The organism is Sphaerisporangium sp. NPDC088356 (assembly GCF_040685555.1).
Taxonomy (GTDB): Bacteria; Actinomycetota; Actinomycetes; order Streptosporangiales; family Streptosporangiaceae; genus Sphaerisporangium.
In genome coordinates this window covers 1-15,934 of sequence record NZ_JBFBIK010000149.1, presented here as the reverse complement: position 1 = coordinate 15,934, position 15,934 = coordinate 1, and the positions used below count along the sequence as shown (strand labels likewise).

Genomic DNA, 15,934 nt, shown 5'->3' with positions numbered 1-15,934 from the left:
CCGTCACCGACCCCGACGGCAACGTCCTCGGGCTGCTTCAGGATCGATGAGCGCCGAACCCCGTTCCCGCGCTGAGCGTCGTCGCGACACCGGGCATCGGCTCACCCACGACATCGAGGGCGAAGTCGAGGTCCTCGAGATCGACGCGCTGCCGCAGGAGCGGGGTGATCGATTCGTCGCGCACAGCGGTTTCGACCCGCGTGCGCCGGCCACGCCGTACCGCTGGTTCCGCGTCTCCTCACGCCGCATCCAGGCTTGGCGCGAGGTGAACGAGATGCGCGACGGCCGTTGGTCGGTCTGACGCCTAGGAGAACCAGACGTACTGCTCGAAGCTGGTTAGATCGAGCCAGGCGACGCCGATCGGAGACCGCGTAACAGATGGAGACACAATGAGCATGGCCACGAGGACGGACACGCAGTCGCCTGTGCCGCACGTTGCCGACAGCCACGACCTGATCCGCGTGCACGGCGCGCGCGTGAACAACCTCAAGGACGTCAGCATCGAGATCCCGAAGCGCCGGCTGACGGTGTTCACCGGTGTCTCCGGCTCGGGCAAGAGCTCGCTGGTGTTCGGCACGATCGCCGCGGAGTCGCAGCGGCTGATCAACGAGACCTACAGCGCCTTCGTGCAGGGCTTCATGCCGACGCTGTCGCGGCCCGAGGTCGACGTACTCGACGGACTGACGACCGCGATCATCGTTGACCAGCAGCGGATGGGTGCCGACCCCCGCTCCACGGTCGGCACCGCCACCGACGCCAACGCGATGCTGCGCATCCTCTTCAGCCGACTCGGACAGCCGCACATCGGCTCACCCCATGCCTTCTCCTTCAACGTCCCCACGGTCCGGGCGAGCGGTGCGATCACGGTCGAACGCGGCGCCGGTAAGGCCGAGAGGGCGACCTTCACCCGCGTCGGCGGCATGTGCGCGCGCTGCGAAGGCCGGGGGACGGTCTCCGATATCGACCTCACCCAGCTCTACGACGACTCCAAGTCACTGGCCGAGGGCGCGTTCACCATCCCCGGCTGGAAGTCCGACAGCTTCTGGACAGTGCGGGTCTACGCCGAGTCGGGCTTCGTCGACCCGAACAAGCCGATCCGCAAGTACACCAAGAAGGAGCTCCAGGACTTCCTCTACAAGGAGCCGACCAAGGTGAAGGTCGACGGCGTCAACCTCACCTACGAGGGGCTGATCCCGAAGATCCAGAAGTCGTTCCTCTCCAAGGACCGGGAGGCGATGCAACCGCACATCCGGGAGTTCGTGGACCGGGCGGTCACCTTCACCGCCTGCCCGCAGTGCGGTGGCACCCGGCTCAGCGAGGCGGCCCGCTCCTCCCGGATCGGCGGGATCAACATCGCCGACGCCTGCGCGATGCAGATCAGCGACCTCGCCGAATGGGTCCGCGGCCTCGACGAGCCGTCGGTCGCCCCGTTGCTCGCCGCGCTGCTGCAGACCCTTGAGTCGTTCGTGGAGATCGGGCTGGGCTACCTCTCGCTCGACCGGCCGTCGGGCACGCTGTCGGGCGGCGAGGCGCAGCGCGTCAAGATGATCCGCCACCTCGGCTCGTCGCTCACCGACACCACCTACGTCTTCGACGAGCCCACCATCGGCCTGCACCCCCATGACATCCAGCGGATGAACGCCCTGCTGCTGCGGCTGCGGGACAAGGGCAACACGGTGCTCGTCGTGGAGCACAAGCCGGAGACGATCGTGATCGCCGACCACGTCGTCGACCTCGGCCCCGGCGCCGGTACGGCGGGCGGCACCGTCTGCTACGAGGGCACCGTCGAGGGGCTGCGGGCCAGCGGCACCATCACCGGCCGCCACTTCGACGACCGGGCCGCCCTCAAGGAGACGGTGCGGACGCCCACCGGCACGCTGCAGATCCGCGGCGCGACGGCGCACAACCTGCGCGACGTCGACGTCGACATCCCGCTCGGGGTGCTTGCCGTCATCACCGGCGTCGCCGGCTCCGGCAAGAGCTCGCTCGTGCACGGGTCGATCCCCGCCGGCGCGGGTGTGGTGTCGGTCGACCAGGGCGCGATCCGCGGCTCGCGACGGAGCAACCCGGCGACCTACACCGGGCTGCTCGACCCGATCCGCAAGGCGTTCGCGAAGGTCAACGGCGTGAAACCGGCGCTGTTCAGCGCCAACTCCGAGGGCGCCTGCCCCAGCTGCAACGGCGCCGGCGTCATCTACACCGACCTGGCGATGATGGCCGGCGTCGCCACCACCTGCGAGGAGTGCGAGGGAAAGCGGTTCCAGGCATCGGTGCTGGATTACCACCTCGGCGGCCGCGACATCAGCGAGGTGCTCGCGATGTCGGTGACCGAGGCCGAGGAGTTCTTCGGCGCCGGTGAGGCGCGCACGCCGGCCGCGCACGCCATCCTCGACCGGCTCGCCGACGTCGGGCTCGGCTACCTCAGCCTCGGCCAGCCGCTCACCACGCTGTCCGGCGGCGAGCGGCAGCGGCTCAAGCTGGCCACCCACATGGCCGAGAAGGGCGGCGTCTACGTCCTCGACGAGCCGACCAGCGGCCTGCACCTCGCCGACGTCGAGCAGCTGCTCGGCCTGCTCGACCGGCTCGTCGACTCCGGCAAGTCGGTCATCGTCATCGAGCACCACCAGGCGGTCATGGCGCACGCCGACTGGATCATCGACCTCGGCCCCGGCGCCGGCCACGACGGCGGCCGGATCGTCTTCGAGGGCACCCCCGCCGACCTCGTCGCCGCCCGCTCCACCCTCACCGGCGAGCACCTCGCGGCTTACGTCGGCACCTGACCGAGACCCTCGCGGACACCGTCGCTGAGCCGCTCCGTCCGGTCTCCCGAAGCGGGACGCGGGGTGCCACGCGACGCGGTCTTCAGCCCAGGAACGTCGCGGTCGTCGCCACGAACCGGTCGGCGTCGTCGAGCCACGGAAAGTGGCCTGCTTCTGGTTGAACGACGAGCTCGGCGTCAGGGAACAGCTCGGCGAATTCGGCCACGACGCTCGGGGTCGTGTTCAGGTCGACCTCGCCGGCAAGGAGCAGCACCGGCGCGTCGAACGCGGCGAGCGCCGCGCGGGTGGCATCGGGGTCGAATGCGCCCTCGGCGCCGAAGGCGGCTGCGGCTTCCTCGTTCCGGTGGCCGTTCTGGGCCGCCTGGTGGGCTTGTGCCGCCGCATCCCATCGGCCGTAGAAGAAGGGATCGATGGCCTTCCAGCTGTCGTCGGTGGCGTTGCCGGCCACGATCGCCTCAAGGGCGGCGAAGGCCTCTCCGAACCAGGGCTCGTCCTTGCGGAGCCGCGCTGTCGCGAGCCGGTCCTCGCCGGTGGCGTTGATGTCGACGGCCCTGGTGCTCGGAGTGACCAGAAGGAGCTTGCCGACACGTTCGGGGTGCCGGGCCGCATACAGCGTCGCGAGGTTCGCGCCGGCGCAGTGCGCGAGCAGGTCCACCCGGTCAAGACCAAGGTGCTCGCGCAGCGCCTCCACATCATCGACAAGCCGGTCGCAGCGGTAGGAGGCGGCATCCTCCGGTATCGCGGACCGGCCGGTGCCGCGAAGGTCCACCATGACCAATCGCCGATGCGCCGACAGGCCGCCGAGCTCGCCGAGGTAGTCGCAGTCCTGCATCGGGCCGCCCGGCAGGCAGATCAGCGGGACGCCCTCTCCGAACACGTGGTAGGCGAGGTCGGTTCCATCATGCGCGGCGTAGGGAGACATGGCGAAGATGCTGGCAGCGGCCTCCCGCCAAGGCAACCGGCACATACCGGCTCCGATCCCCTGGTGAACGAACGACATATCGACGGGGTCGCGGCCAGGGTGGGCGGCACGGGCCGATAGCTGCCTGGTGTGGCGTGCGGCGGCGCCGATCGACGAGGTGTCAGCGTGTGCCGCACGGAGCCGGGCGTATCAGCGGACCGGCTGGGTCAGCCGCTTGCGGATGATCCATTCGGCCACCGCGAGGTTGATCACCCAGCCCGCGCCCACGAGCACCGCTCTGCTCGTCTCGTCAGGCGTCCCGACGATCAGGAGCCAGGGCAAGTTGGTCAGCACCTGCGTGCCCGCGCCGAGGCCGATCGCGTAACCGCGCATCATCCACGCGCGGTGCCGGGCGATGTCCCGCCGCCGGATCGCGGCGAGGCCGAGGACGATCGATGCGACCATGGCCGAGCCGAACACGAGCCGCAAGCCGGAAAGGAGATCACCATCGCCCGGAGGGCGGGCATAGAACAGGGTCATCCACAGACCCGAGAGCGCTGCGGCGAGTCCGCATGGGATCAGGAGCCACCCCGCGGCGCGGTGCCACCCGGGCCTGCGGCGCCGGAAACCGGGGACGAACTGGAAGGCCCCCAGCACGCTGTACAGGCTGACGCTGAAGATGTGCAGCACCACGGGTAGGGGCGCCGCGAAGAACCGCGCGTTTTCCGGGGTGACTTCCGCGCCGCCGGTCAGCTGCGCCACCCGGAACGCGCCGAAGGCCATCGGAATGGCGTTGAGCAGGATCAGCGCCGCGGGCACGAGCCATTCCGCCCTCGAGCCGGAGGTCGCGGCGCGAGTCCCCGGCTGGTTCCGGTCCTCCGCCGGTCCGCCGCTTCGCGGCGACCGCGGGACGGGGGGTGTCACGTCGAGCTCTTGTCGGGTCATGACTCGATCGTGACGGCTCCGGTGGTGCGGCTCATCGGTGGAACGGCCTGACCTGAGCGACCGATCGTCCGACGCCGACGTCGTACTTTCGGTCGATGGCGATCTCGACGTGGTCGCGGGCGCCGAGCTTGGTCATCAGGCTGGCGATGAGGTCTTCACGGTACTGAGGGTGATGGAGAGCTCGCCGGCGATCTCGCTGCTGGTCCGCCCGCGTGCCACGGTGCAAAGGATCTGCTCTTCCCGGTACGTGAGCGACCCGGTTCGGGGCAGTACGGCGGTCAGGGTCCAGCTCCAGCCGAGGGGGGCAGGTCGTCGAGGTCGCCGGAGATCTCCACATCGACGTGCGGATTGGAGCGTGCCCGGCTCGCGAGCCGGGCGAGATCGGCGACGCGCGGGCTGGGCGCCAGGTCCGCCGGTCGGTTCCGGCGCAGGACGCGGACCATGGCGCGCATCTCGGCGAGCGTGCGCGACGCCTCGGCCTCGATCAGGTGGAGCGCGTCGGTCGCGGCGTCCGGCTGCGACGGTGAGGTCGCGAGGCCCGCCTGTGCGCGGATCGCGATCGCCGAGACGTGATGGGCGACGGTGTCGTGCAGGTCGCGGGCCAGGCGTTCACGTTCGAGCAGCTTGACCTGGTCGAACTCGCGCATCCTCGCCCTGGCCCGATACCGGAACGCCACGCCCAGGGCGATGGCCGAGGACACGACGGCGACTGCGCCGACCGCGTCGCCGAGGCCGGTGTAGTGGGAGACCAGCGAGACGCTCGCCTTGACGAGAATGATGGCCAGCCCGATCGCGGCCTCCCGCCCGGACCCCCACCGGAACAACGCGTACGGCAGGATCAGCAGAAACGCCATCGTGTACATCTCTGGAGGGGTGCCGCCCGCCGGCAGTGAGGCAAGGCCCGTGGCGCCGAAGGCGATCGCGACCATCAGCAGCGGCCTGGTCCGGCGCCACAGCAACGTGGGCGCCAGCCCGGCGACGAGGATCACGGAGGTAGCCCGCCAGGGAAGATCGGGCCGCAGAACCCCTTCGAGCACCGCGAGCGGCACGAGCACTCCCACGAGCGCCCAGTCACGCCACACCCGCCGCGGCGGGCTGGGGGGACGGGGCTCGTCCCACATGGAACGAAGAAGGGGGTGCACGCACTCATGGTACGAGAGCCCCCGCCGCTCCTGATCAGCCCAAAGTACGAGAAACGCGCAAACTCCCCCGGCGCGCGCGATGAACGATCAGCCCCGGTGGCCCGGACCGCGCCGCGCGAGGTGACGGCCGGTGCCGGCTTCCCGCAGGACGGCCACGACCGGCCCGCACAGGCGCGGTTGGCGGGAGCCGGCCCTCGACCGGCGTCCAGGGCCGGGCACGTGCCGGCGAGAACCTGAATCTCGACGGCTCCACTGTGGGCAAGCGGACCTGGGAGGACTTCCCGGCAGAGCGAGCGAGCCGGGGCTAGCCCGATCAGAGAAGATCCTCAGATAACCGGTTGCCCGCCGGGCACGCCGCCTGTTGTACTCGCGATCGACACACCCGTCAGCCGAGGAGGCGAAATGAGGCACGCGTTCATGTCCGTCCAGAACGCTCCAGTCACGTATGCAAAGGACATGACGCTTGTCGACCTCGTTGACCTCGGGGAGGGCGGCCTCCGGTAGGCGCGTTCTCCGTTCTCTCCTGCCTGGGCCAGGCTCCGCCGTACTCCTGGCTCTGGCCGTTACGGCCACGACGGCCCTGCCGCTCGCGGCGCCGCAGTTCACCCGCCGGTTCGTCGACGACGCGACCGGTGGCGCGGGCATCCACCAGCTCACCCTTGTCGCGCTGAGCTACCTCGGCCTGACGGTCGCCGGGCAGGCCGCCCGGATGGTCACCGCCTGGCTGGGCAGCAGGGTGGCCTGGGACGGGACCAACCGCCTGCGCGAACGGCTGGCCGAGCACGCGCTCAGCCTGGACATGGCCTTCCACGGCAGGCACACGCCCGGCGAGATGATCGAGCGGGTCGATGGCGATGTAATCGCCGTCGCCGACTTCGTCGTGGCATTCCTGCTGGACGTGGTGGTCAGCGTGCTGCTGCTGTGCGGGGTGATCGTGGTGGTGTTCACCATCGACCCCGGCATCGGCGTGGTGCTACTCGCCTACTGCGTGTTGATCGGCTTCGGCATGGTCCGTGCGCAGCGCCTCGCCGTGCCTTCCGCCACGCGTTCGCGGGCCGCCAGCGCCGCCCTGTTCGGCTACATGGAGGAGCGGCTGGCCGGGGCGGAGGACCTGCGCGCCAACGGCGCGGGCGAGCACGCTGTGCGCCGCCTCTACCAGGTCAGCGCCGCGCTGTGGCGGGCCGAGCTGCGCGGGGACACGGTGGGCAGCGGCATCCTGGCCGGTACGAGCGTGGCGTTCGCGACGGGCACGGCGCTCATGCTGGCTCTGTCGGGCACGCTCAGCGTCGGCACCGCGGTGCTGCTGTTCCAGTACACGCTCCTGGTGCGCACGCCGTTCGAGCGGCTGATCGACCAGCTGCGCCAGTACCAGACGGCCCTTGCCGGAATGCGGCGCATCGGCGACCTGCTGGCCGAACAACGCACGCTGCCGGTGCCCTCCACGGTCAAGGACCTGCCGGAGACCGGACCGCTGGGTCTGGAGTTCGACGCCGTCGACTTCGCCTACGACGACGAGCCGGTGCTCAAGGGCGTCACCATCAGCCTGGCGCCCGGCGAAACGCTCGGCTTGGTGGGCCGCACGGGAAGCGGCAAGACCACCATCGCCCGACTGGTGGCGCGCCTGTACGACCCGACGGCGGGCGCGGTCCGGGTCGGGGGCCTGGACCTGCGTGAGATCGGTGCCGCGTCGGTCCGCAGGAGGATCGGGGTGGTGACCCAGGACGTGCAGCTGTTCGCCGCCAGCGTCCGGGACAATCTCACCCTGTTCCGGCCCTATGGCGACGACGATCGCTTGCGGGCCGTCCTCGTCGAAGTCGGGCTCCCCGATTGGGACCTCGACGCCCAGCTCGGCAAGGTCTCGGCAGGTCAGGCGCAGCTGCTGGCCTTCGCGCGGGCCTTCCTCTCCGACCCCGGGCTCGTGGTGCTCGACGAGGCGTCCAGCCGGCTCGACCCGGCCACCGAACGCCGCATCGAGGGCAGCATGACACGGCTGCTGTCCGGCAGGACCGGCGTGCTCATCGCACACCGGCTCGCGTCGCTGTCCCGGGTGGACCAGATCGCCGTCGTGTCCGACGGCGAGATCATCGAGTACGGCAGGCGGCAGGATCTCCTCGCCGACCCGGCCAGCCGCTTCACGCACATGCTTTCCGGGGTGGGTCGGTGAAGCCCGTCATGGTGGTGTCCACCGCGCTGGCCCGCTTCCACCTGCGCCGCTACCTCATCGGCGGGCTGCTGTGGCTGCCGGTCAGCGTCCTGCCGCTGGGCAGCGGGCTGGTCCTGCGGCAGCTGTTCGACGACCTCACCACCAGCCGGCTGCCGCTGCTGCTGTGCGCGGCGTTCGTGGGGGTGGAGCTGGTCCGCGGCCTGATGATCGTCGTCGCCTGGACCTACGGCGACTACTGGTGGATCGCGGCGGCGACCCTGCTGCGAGCCAACGTGCTGCGCTCGATCCTGACCGGCCGGGGACGGGTGCCGCACTCCTCCGGCGAGGCGCTCGCCCGGATGCGCGACGACGTGAGCGACGTGGTGGAGTTCGTGGACGAGTCGGTGCCGCTGGCCGGAGCCACGCTGTTCAGCGCCGCCGCGGTGGCGATCATGGCGTCCATCGACCCGGTCATCACGCTGGTGCTGGTCATGCCGACGATCGCGATCGGACTGCTGAGCCGCCGGATGAACCGGCTGATCAGGAGGCTGCACCAGCGGGCCCGCGTGCTCGGCGCGGCCGTCACCGGCTACCTGGGCGAGATCTTCGGCGGCGTGCTGGCCATCAAGACCGCCGGGGCCGAGGAGGCGGCGCTGGAGCGTTTGCGCCGGCACAACCGCCTGCGTCGCGAGGCGGCGGTGAAGGACCGGCTCGCGACCGACCTGCTAAGCACCGCGACCGACGCGACCGTCGAGATCAGCATCGGCCTGGTCCTGCTGCTGGCCGCCCCTGCTATGCGCCGTGGCGAGTTCACGGTGGGCGACCTGGTGCTGTTCACCACCTATGTCGGCTGGCTCACCGCGTTGCCGCGGTCCATCGGCGTGATCCTTTCGCGCATGCCCCAGGCGGGCGTGTCCACCGAGCGGCTCACCCAGATGATGGGCCCAGGAGAGGACCTGTCGCGTGACACCGGTGTCTGGTTCCACCAGGAGTACCCCGCTGTGGTTCACCCGGTTCACGGCGACCCGCTTGAGGTGCTGCGGGCGCGGAACCTCACTGTCGGGTACGGCTTGCACGGGGTGGACCTGGAGATCAGGCGGAACTCGTTCACGGTCATCACCGGCGCGGTCGGCTCGGGCAAGACGACGCTGGTGCGTGCCCTGCTCGGCCTGGAACCGCTGGCCGCCGGCACCATCTGCTGGAACGGCAGGCGGGTGGCCGACCCCGGCCGCTTCCTGGTACCCGGCCGGGTCGCCTACGTCGGGCAGGTGCCGCGGCTGTTCTCCGCCTCTCTGCGGGAGAACCTGCTGCTCGGCCGGCCCTCCGAGCATCTGGGACGGGCGGTGGAACTGGCGGCGTTCGACCGTGACCTGGCCGCGATGCCCGAGGGCCTGGACACGGAGGTCGGTTCCCGGGGTGTGCGGCTGTCGGGCGGGCAGGCGCAGCGGGTGACCGCCGCGCGGGCGCTGGTCCGCTCGCCTGACCTGCTCGTGGTGGACGACCTGTCCTCGGCCTTGGACGTGGAGACCGAACGGCGGCTGTGGGAGCGGATCAGCGGGGTCTCCACGCTCCTTGTGGTCTCCCACCGGCCCGCCGTACTGGCACGGGCCGATCAGATCATCGTCCTCGATCGGGGCCGGCTGGTCGGCCGGGGGTCGCTGGACGAGCTGCTGCAGACCTGCCCCGAGATGCGGCGGCTGTGGTCGCTCAGCCCGTTGGATGGGGGGTCTTCTCCCGAACGTGACCTCAGCCCCAAAGTAGCTCTGGGTAATACTTGTAACACTGCGTGATCTAGCGAGTGGGGGTCACCGACGTCGGGCAGCCGGATCGCGGCCTTCTTGCCAGCGGGCCAGGGCCTCGGGAGAGACGCGCGCGTAGCGAGTGAGGGACGCCACCGAGGTGTGGCCGGAGTAGGCGAGCAGGGTGGAGGTGTTGGCGCCGTCTTCGGCGGCGTGGGTCAGGGCACTGTGGCGTAGTTGGTGCAGTGTCCAGGGGCCGCCGGTCAGTTGTGCGGTGGTGGTCTCGAAGAGTTCGGCGGCGCGGCGGTAGGACAGCCGCGCTCGACCGCTGGCGGGATCGAGGTCACCGGGCGGCAACTGGACGCGGGCACGGCGGTCGGTGAGGAAGACCGGGCCGGCGCGGCGGCCGTCCAGCAGGCGGGGTAGCAGGCGGGCGGTGGCGGTGCGCCAGACGATGACGTCGACCGCGCCGCCCTTGCGCCGTACCGTCGCTCGCCGGTTGCGCAGGTCGAGTTCGGCGACGTCGAGGGCCAGGACCTCTTGTGCTCTGGCCGCGCTCTCATATAGCAGCCGATACAGAGTACGTTCGCGCAGGCCCAGAGTGGGGCGGGCGAGCAGCGCCTCGACATCGGCGCGGCCCAGTGCCCGGGTCCGATCCGGAGTGCGGGCTCGGCGGCGGATACGGCGCAGCGGGTCGCCGCTCAGCCAGTTCTGGTCGCGCCACCAGGCGCAGGCGGAGCCGAGGGCGTCCAGGCGGGCGTTGATGGTGGCCGCGGCCGCGTCGCCCCAGCGGCCGGCGAACCATGCCGCGACGCGGTCGGCGCCGGCCTCGCCGTCCAACTTGGTCACGGCGGCGTGCTCGCCGAGTTCGGCCACCAGCGCGCGGGTCGCGATCGTGTAGGCGCGGGCGGTGTTGGGGTTGGCGATGGTGGCCAGGAACGCCTCGGCGGCCGCCCCGAGGCGGGGCGCGTTCACACCGACGTTGACATCGAGCCGGTGCGCGGTCGCCATTAAAGGGGTCTCCTGACCTGCTATCGCAGATAAGCAGTGGGAGTCACTGGTGCCGCACGGAGGTGTTCTCCCACGACGGTGCTCACGCTATCGCAGATAATGCTCCCCTATCTGCGATAGGACGCAGCTCGGCCACCTCGATAGGTGTGCATAACTAGTCATTTGGGATTGACTACTCGTATAACGCAAATCCGCCCCGAATGGGTCGGGCATTGTGGTTAAGTGCTGCCGCGATCACGCATGGCCCCTTTCCGTAGTTATCCATGAAACGAGAGATGCGATATGCGCAAGAAGCGCCAATCTCGCCGAAGTGGTCGAAATCGCCCAGCTTCCGCGCCGGGCGATCCAGCATTGCCATCGGAGGCTGGTAAGACTTCACCGCTGAAGGGTGGCGCCATGGTGATGACGGGCGACCACAAGCAAATCACGGCGGAAGCGCCGCCGCCGGGCGCTCCTCGCCGATGGAGCCGGTCCGAAGTCCTCAAGGGAGCCGCCATCACGGTGGTCGGAGGAGTCTTCCTGGGCGGTGCAGGCTGGGTCATCAAGCAGCTTGTGGATGTCTCAGCGGCAGGGGATGGCATACGGGGAACCGTGCGGGACGACATCCGAACCACGGTCGAGGTCGTCTACCTGGACGACGAGGGCAGATCCAAGGCCATGGCGTCATTGTTCCAGCCTGATGCCGACTTGACGGCATTGATGGCGAAGCCGGGAGCGGCAGCCAATCCCGCCCTCGACAATCGGCTGCGCTCTCTGGGAGCCTTTCACGTGGGCGCCTTGAGCTTGCGGCTCACCTTGGAGGGCCGGCTCAACCAGGAAGTTCGGGTCCTCGACATCAGCCCTGTTCTCATGGGGCAGCGCAGCGCACCTCTTGACGGAACGCTGTTCTACATGCCCCCGCAGGAAGCCGACCCCGTCATGGACATGATCTTCGATATGGACGCGTTGTCGCTTATAGCGCATGAGGTCAATGAGAACGGGAGCGTCGGCAGGCCATTCTTCGAGAAGAACAACATCTCCTTACCGGACACACAGCAAGACACCGTCATCATTCGGACATTTACCACGAAGCATTCAATAACCTTCTTTCTGCGCATACAGTATAGGGTTGGGGGCGAGATAAGGCATATGGACATCTATGACCAAGGCAAACCATTTCACCTGACGGCAATGAACTGCGATCGCGATCAGCAGGCGCGCTATCGCCGAGCCTTCGCCCTCAATCCCGATTTTTCCCTCCGCGCCGTGTCAGATTCTGCGACGTTAGGTTGTGTAGCGGGCTATAAGCAGTTGTAAGTCTCCAGAGTCAGGCGGCGACAGTAGTTCGGCGGAGCCGTGTCGTAGTGGTGACTTGCCTGTATCCAGATGACGTCAAGCAGCCAGGCCCAAGTCCAGGTGGGTGTCCATGTCGATCTGGATGGTGCCGTACAAGTTGGCGTGCGACCAGAAGAGTGGACTGAGTGCGCGCCGGTCGGCGTCGGTGAGCCGCTCAGCCCAGGCCGGGTCCATGAGAAGCGACTGAACCAGGACGGTGTTGACGAAGACCAGGGCTGACTGCAGCAGGTGCAGGGCGAGCATGGAGACTTCCTGGTTCTCCCGGTCGGTGCCGCCGATGGTGCCGGCCTTGCCGTAGAACAGATCGGCGTTGGCGGAGTTCCAGTTCTCCACCACCTGCAGGCCCTCGTGGATCTCCCGGCGTAGCCCTTCGGAGGCCATGTACTCGGCGATGAAGACTGACTTGACCGCCCGGCCGACTTCTTCGATGGCGCGGTAGGTGGGGTGCTTGGGGCCGCCGCGGGTGAAGCGGCGCAGTACTTGTTCGGCCTCGCCGGTGCGCAGCTTCAGGGCGGTGGCGTACTTGACCATCTGGTCGTACTGCTGGGCGATCAGCTCCCAGTCGATGGTGCGCTCGCTCACCATGCCGGCCAGGCACGTGGGTACGGGCTGCTCGGCGTCGATCCGGACGAGCTTTTGGTGGGAGACGTTCTTCATTCGCGGCAGCAGCTTGAAGCCCAAAAGGTGGGAGAAGGCGAAGCCGACCAGGTTCTGGCCGTGGGTGTCGGTGTACTGCCGGTCGATGGTGGCGTCCGTGCAGTGCCGCAGCACGCCCTCGATCATCGCCGAGACCTCCGAGGCAGAACAGGACTTGAGCTGGGAGTACACGCACACCGACTTGCGCTCCACGTGCCAGTAGATCATCACGCCGTGGCCGCCGTAGCGCACGTGGTACTCCGTCATCAGGTTGGAGGACCACGAGCCGAACTTCTTGGAGTCGCTCGCGCAGGCGGTGCCGGTGCCCCACCAGGCCTCATCGCGCGCCCGCAGGGTGGCGTTCACCAGGGTCGCGATCGCGTTGCGCAGGTTGTCGCGGTTGACGAACAGGTAGCGGGTCGTGCGCAGCGCGGCCTCGCTCTCGCCGTGCTTGCCGCCGTCGGCCACCCGCTTGATCCCGATGTTGGTGCCCAAGGCGTAGAGCACCAGCAGCAGACGCTTGCGGATCACCTCCCGCGGGGTGTTCTCCCTCGTGGCGATAGTGGAGAAGTCGTCGGTGAACTGGGTGACGAAGTCAGACTCCTTAAGGAAGTCCAGCAGGTCGATGACGCCCCAGCGGGCCGCGACCGCGGCGTGCAGCGCCCGCAGGTTCTCCGGCGTCTTCAGCTTGCCCAGGTCGGGCACATGCCACATCGGCTCACCGCGGTGGGTCTTGACCTTGGTGCCGCCTGAGCGCTTCTTGGTGATCGCGGCCGCGCAGCCGGCCATCGAGGTGCGCATCGCCTCCTGCAACGTGGCGATGAACTCGGCCGCGTCCAGGGGCTGGCGCAGGTTTTCGTAGTGCACGTCGCGGTTGTCCTCGAAGTCAGCCGGTAGGTCCTCTTCGGGGTTGCGCCAGCGGGCGGCGCCCTCGACGTAGATCTCCCGGCGGCGCAGCGCGTCCTTCACCGCGATCAGCACGCACAGCTCGTAGGAGACCCGCTCGACTACCCCGTCGCCGTCGACCACCGCCTCCCGCCACCCGTCCGGGACCACGCCGGTGATCGGCACCTTGTCGACGCCGTCGTAGTGGCGAATCTTGCTCGGCGCGTCGGCGTAGCGGCCCAGCAGGTCCAGGGCGTCCATCACCGGCCGGTAGGCGGTGTTGTTGCACTTGAACTCGATCGCGGCCAGCAGCTTGGGCAGCATTCGCCGGTAGTAGGTCGAATAGGAGCTGGTCAGCACGGTGCGCACCCGCGCCCGGTAGGTCTTGGCGTCGGCCACCAGCGCTCGCAGTGTGCTCTCGCCGACCGCGGGGTAGACCACCTGCCGCACCGACTCATCAGGGGCGGCAAGGGAGGCCTCGGCGATCGAGTACAGCTTGGCGGTCTTGCCGTGCACCTTCTTGGCCTCGGCGTACATCGCTTGTTCGACCCTGCGTTCAGCCTTCGTGTTGACCTTCGCGACCAGGCCGATCAACAAGTCCACCAGAGCGTCGGTGATCTCGGCGGTACGGCACCAGGCCAGAGCGGCCACCAGCGTCAGGCGCACCGGCTCGGGGTTGGCGGCGAAATCGGAGGGGTGCGAAGCCATCGCCCGTGCTCGCCAGGAGGCCACCAGCTTGTCGGAGAACCCGCCGAACAAGTCCGCCGGCAGCCCCAGCGCCTTGCTACGCCGCAGTTTGACGATCTCCTCCAGCAGCGTCTCCAGCCCCAGCCGACCCGGGTCGGATTTCAGCTCGGCCAAGAACCCGTCCGCTCCGGTGGCCAACTCCAGCAGCGCGGCGGTCGAGTCGGCCGACAGGCACCCGGTCACCCGCTCACAGAACGCCCGCTCGAACCGGGCCCGGCAGCCGCGCACGATACGTTCGGTCCGGCCGAGCGGCTCGATCTTCAGGTTCCGGCAACGCGACAGCATCGCCGCCCGAAGCCCCTCATCGCTCAGCACCATCGGGCAGATGTCACTGGCCAGCCACTCGATCAGCGCGTCCTCATCGGCCCGGGTCGATTCGCGAAACCCCAGTGCCTTGCGGATCTGCGCACGGTGGTACTCGATCGTGCTGCCCGTCCACGGGTAGTCGGCCAGCGAGCCCGGCTCGACCTTCACCTGTCCGGCCACGTAGTCCACCGCGGCTTTAGGGAACTCCCCGACATGCCGGGGGAAGCGGGCCTCCAGCTCGAAGAACTTCAGCATCAGGCCAAAGCCCAGCCGCGTCGCGCCCGACTCGTTCGACACCAACTCCCAGTCGTCATCCAGCAACGTCCACGCTGCGATCAGCTCTTCCGGTTCCCACTCCCGACGCATCAGCACACCGCCACTCGTCGAACGATCCCCGAGATCGGGAACACAGTCGAAGGCCACGGCACTGCTACCGGACGGTATGCCCGACTCGTGACGATCACGAACCGCAACCGTGATCTACCCCAGAGCTACCTTGGGGCTGGGGTCACGTTCGGGAGAAGACCCCCGGATGAGTCTGCTCCCAAAAGGCGTCACGGCCAGTGAGCTTGCCTCGGCCGAGGGAGTGCGCCACCGGTCGATGACGGCGACGGTCGCGTCGCTGATCGCCTTGGGGCTGGTGGAACGCCGGCCCGACCCCGATGACGGGCGCCGTCTGCTGATCGGGCTGACCGCGGAGGGGCGCACGGGTGGAGGAGGGGCGGCGGGCCCAGCAGGAATGGCTTGCCGGTGAGTTGCAGGAGAAGTGCACGGAAGAGGAACGACGGGCCGTGATCGCCGCCATGGCCGTGCTTGAGCGCCTCACCCATGACTGACCAGAAAACAGAGGGGCGAGGCAGGACGGCGACGGCGGGCTTCGACCGGCTGCCGCCGATGATGCTGGGCTCGGTCCTGAACCCGATCAACTCGACGATCATCGCCGTCACGCTCGTACCCATCGGCGACCCAGCCGGTTCCCGGCGTACCGCGACCGTAAGAGTTGACGGGTCCACCCGGGCTGTGGGATGCTGAACGCGGCACCGAGGTTGACACTTACAGTAAACTTGGCTATACGTTTCAATTTGCGTTATGCTGCTCTCTCGCGCTGCCTCTCAACGCCCCGATTTCCACCGGGGCGTTTGGCGTGCGCGCAGTTCGATTCCATCCGTGCCCTCCGGAAGGACATCTGTTGGCAGCCTCGCGCAACGCCTCCGCCGTACCCGCTGGTCCCCGCCGCGTCTCATTTTCGCGCATCCAGGAGCCTCTCGAAGTTCCTGACCTTCTCGCTCTGCAGACCGAGTCTTTCGATTGGCTGCTCGGCAACGAGAAATGGCGGTCCCGGGTCGAAGCGGCCCGCCAGGCCG

Annotated in this window: 14 protein-coding genes; 8 read left to right on the top strand and 6 right to left on the bottom strand. The window is 68.7% G+C overall.

The window, feature by feature from the left end; genetic code table 11:
- The first annotated feature begins 46 nt into the window (after positions 1-46).
- Both AB0O34_RS33070 and AB0O34_RS33065 read left to right on the top strand, forming a co-directional pair.
- The gene (locus AB0O34_RS33070) at positions 47-301 is read left to right on the top strand and encodes a hypothetical protein (RefSeq protein WP_363922249.1); all 255 of its coding nucleotides are present in this window, start codon (positions 47-49) and stop codon (positions 299-301) included.
- A gap of 88 nt (positions 302-389) precedes the next feature.
- A complete protein-coding gene (locus AB0O34_RS33065; protein WP_363922247.1) occupies positions 390-2,780 on the top strand; it encodes an excinuclease ABC subunit UvrA in 2,391 nt (796 codons plus the stop codon).
- 82 nt (positions 2,781-2,862) lie between these two features.
- On the opposite strand, the gene AB0O34_RS33060 is transcribed toward AB0O34_RS33065, so the two are convergent.
- From AB0O34_RS33060 to AB0O34_RS33045, 4 genes are all read right to left on the bottom strand, one after another.
- Positions 2,863-3,702, bottom strand: a complete 840-nt coding sequence (locus tag AB0O34_RS33060) for an alpha/beta hydrolase (RefSeq protein WP_363922245.1) — start codon at positions 3,700-3,702, stop codon at positions 2,863-2,865.
- 189 nt (positions 3,703-3,891) lie between these two features.
- A complete protein-coding gene (locus tag AB0O34_RS33055) occupies positions 3,892-4,500 on the bottom strand; it encodes a DUF2306 domain-containing protein (RefSeq protein WP_363922243.1) in 609 nt (202 codons plus the stop codon).
- A gap of 261 nt (positions 4,501-4,761) precedes the next feature.
- Positions 4,762-4,845 carry a hypothetical protein gene (locus AB0O34_RS33050; protein WP_363922253.1) on the bottom strand — a complete coding sequence of 28 codons (84 nt, stop codon included), beginning with the start codon at positions 4,843-4,845 and terminating at the stop codon, positions 4,762-4,764.
- A 59-nt stretch (positions 4,846-4,904) separates the two neighbouring features.
- Entirely contained in the window at positions 4,905-5,768 is an 864-nt protein-coding gene (locus AB0O34_RS33045; protein ID WP_363922241.1) for a histidine kinase dimerization/phosphoacceptor domain-containing protein, read from the bottom strand.
- Between the two features lie 463 nt (positions 5,769-6,231).
- Here AB0O34_RS33045 and AB0O34_RS33040 point away from each other — a divergent pair, with 463 nt between their 5' ends.
- Together AB0O34_RS33040 and AB0O34_RS33035 are read left to right on the top strand one after the other, a co-directional pair.
- Positions 6,232-7,932 carry an ABC transporter ATP-binding protein gene (locus AB0O34_RS33040; protein ID WP_363922239.1) on the top strand — a complete coding sequence of 567 codons (1,701 nt, stop codon included), beginning with the start codon at positions 6,232-6,234 and terminating at the stop codon, positions 7,930-7,932.
- A complete protein-coding gene (locus tag AB0O34_RS33035; protein ID WP_363922237.1) occupies positions 7,929-9,701 on the top strand; it encodes an ABC transporter ATP-binding protein in 1,773 nt (590 codons plus the stop codon). Before AB0O34_RS33040 ends, AB0O34_RS33035 begins: the two co-directional genes overlap by 4 nt.
- 15 nt (positions 9,702-9,716) lie before the next feature.
- On the opposite strand, the gene AB0O34_RS33030 is transcribed toward AB0O34_RS33035, so the two are convergent.
- Positions 9,717-10,661, bottom strand: a complete 945-nt coding sequence (locus AB0O34_RS33030) for a site-specific integrase (protein WP_363922235.1) — start codon at positions 10,659-10,661, stop codon at positions 9,717-9,719.
- A gap of 282 nt (positions 10,662-10,943) precedes the next feature.
- Here AB0O34_RS33030 and AB0O34_RS33025 point away from each other — a divergent pair, with 282 nt between their 5' ends.
- On the top strand, positions 10,944-11,957 hold the full coding sequence (locus AB0O34_RS33025) for a hypothetical protein (protein WP_363922233.1): 1,014 nt from the start codon (positions 10,944-10,946) through the stop codon (positions 11,955-11,957).
- Positions 11,958-12,032: 75 nt separating this feature from the next.
- Here AB0O34_RS33025 and AB0O34_RS33020 read toward each other — a convergent pair whose 3' ends face one another.
- Complete coding sequence (locus AB0O34_RS33020) at positions 12,033-14,936, bottom strand: Tn3 family transposase (RefSeq protein WP_363922251.1); 2,904 nt, start codon at positions 14,934-14,936, stop codon at positions 12,033-12,035.
- 166 nt (positions 14,937-15,102) lie between these two features.
- On the opposite strand from AB0O34_RS33020, the gene AB0O34_RS33015 reads away from it, so the two are divergent.
- Genes AB0O34_RS33015 through AB0O34_RS33005 form a run of 3 tightly spaced genes read left to right on the top strand, consistent with a single transcriptional unit; the run spans position 15,103 to position 15,602 of the window.
- Positions 15,103-15,324, top strand: a complete 222-nt coding sequence (locus AB0O34_RS33015; RefSeq protein ID WP_363922231.1) for a MarR family transcriptional regulator — start codon at positions 15,103-15,105, stop codon at positions 15,322-15,324.
- The gene (locus AB0O34_RS33010) at positions 15,281-15,406 is read left to right on the top strand and encodes a hypothetical protein (protein WP_363922255.1); all 126 of its coding nucleotides are present in this window, start codon (positions 15,281-15,283) and stop codon (positions 15,404-15,406) included. The genes AB0O34_RS33015 and AB0O34_RS33010 overlap by 44 nt, the downstream gene beginning before the upstream one ends.
- Positions 15,399-15,602: a hypothetical protein gene (locus AB0O34_RS33005; RefSeq protein ID WP_363922229.1), complete on the top strand. Its 204-nt coding sequence runs from the start codon at positions 15,399-15,401 to the stop codon at positions 15,600-15,602. The genes AB0O34_RS33010 and AB0O34_RS33005 overlap by 8 nt, the downstream gene beginning before the upstream one ends.
- Positions 15,603-15,934 lie beyond the last annotated feature (332 nt).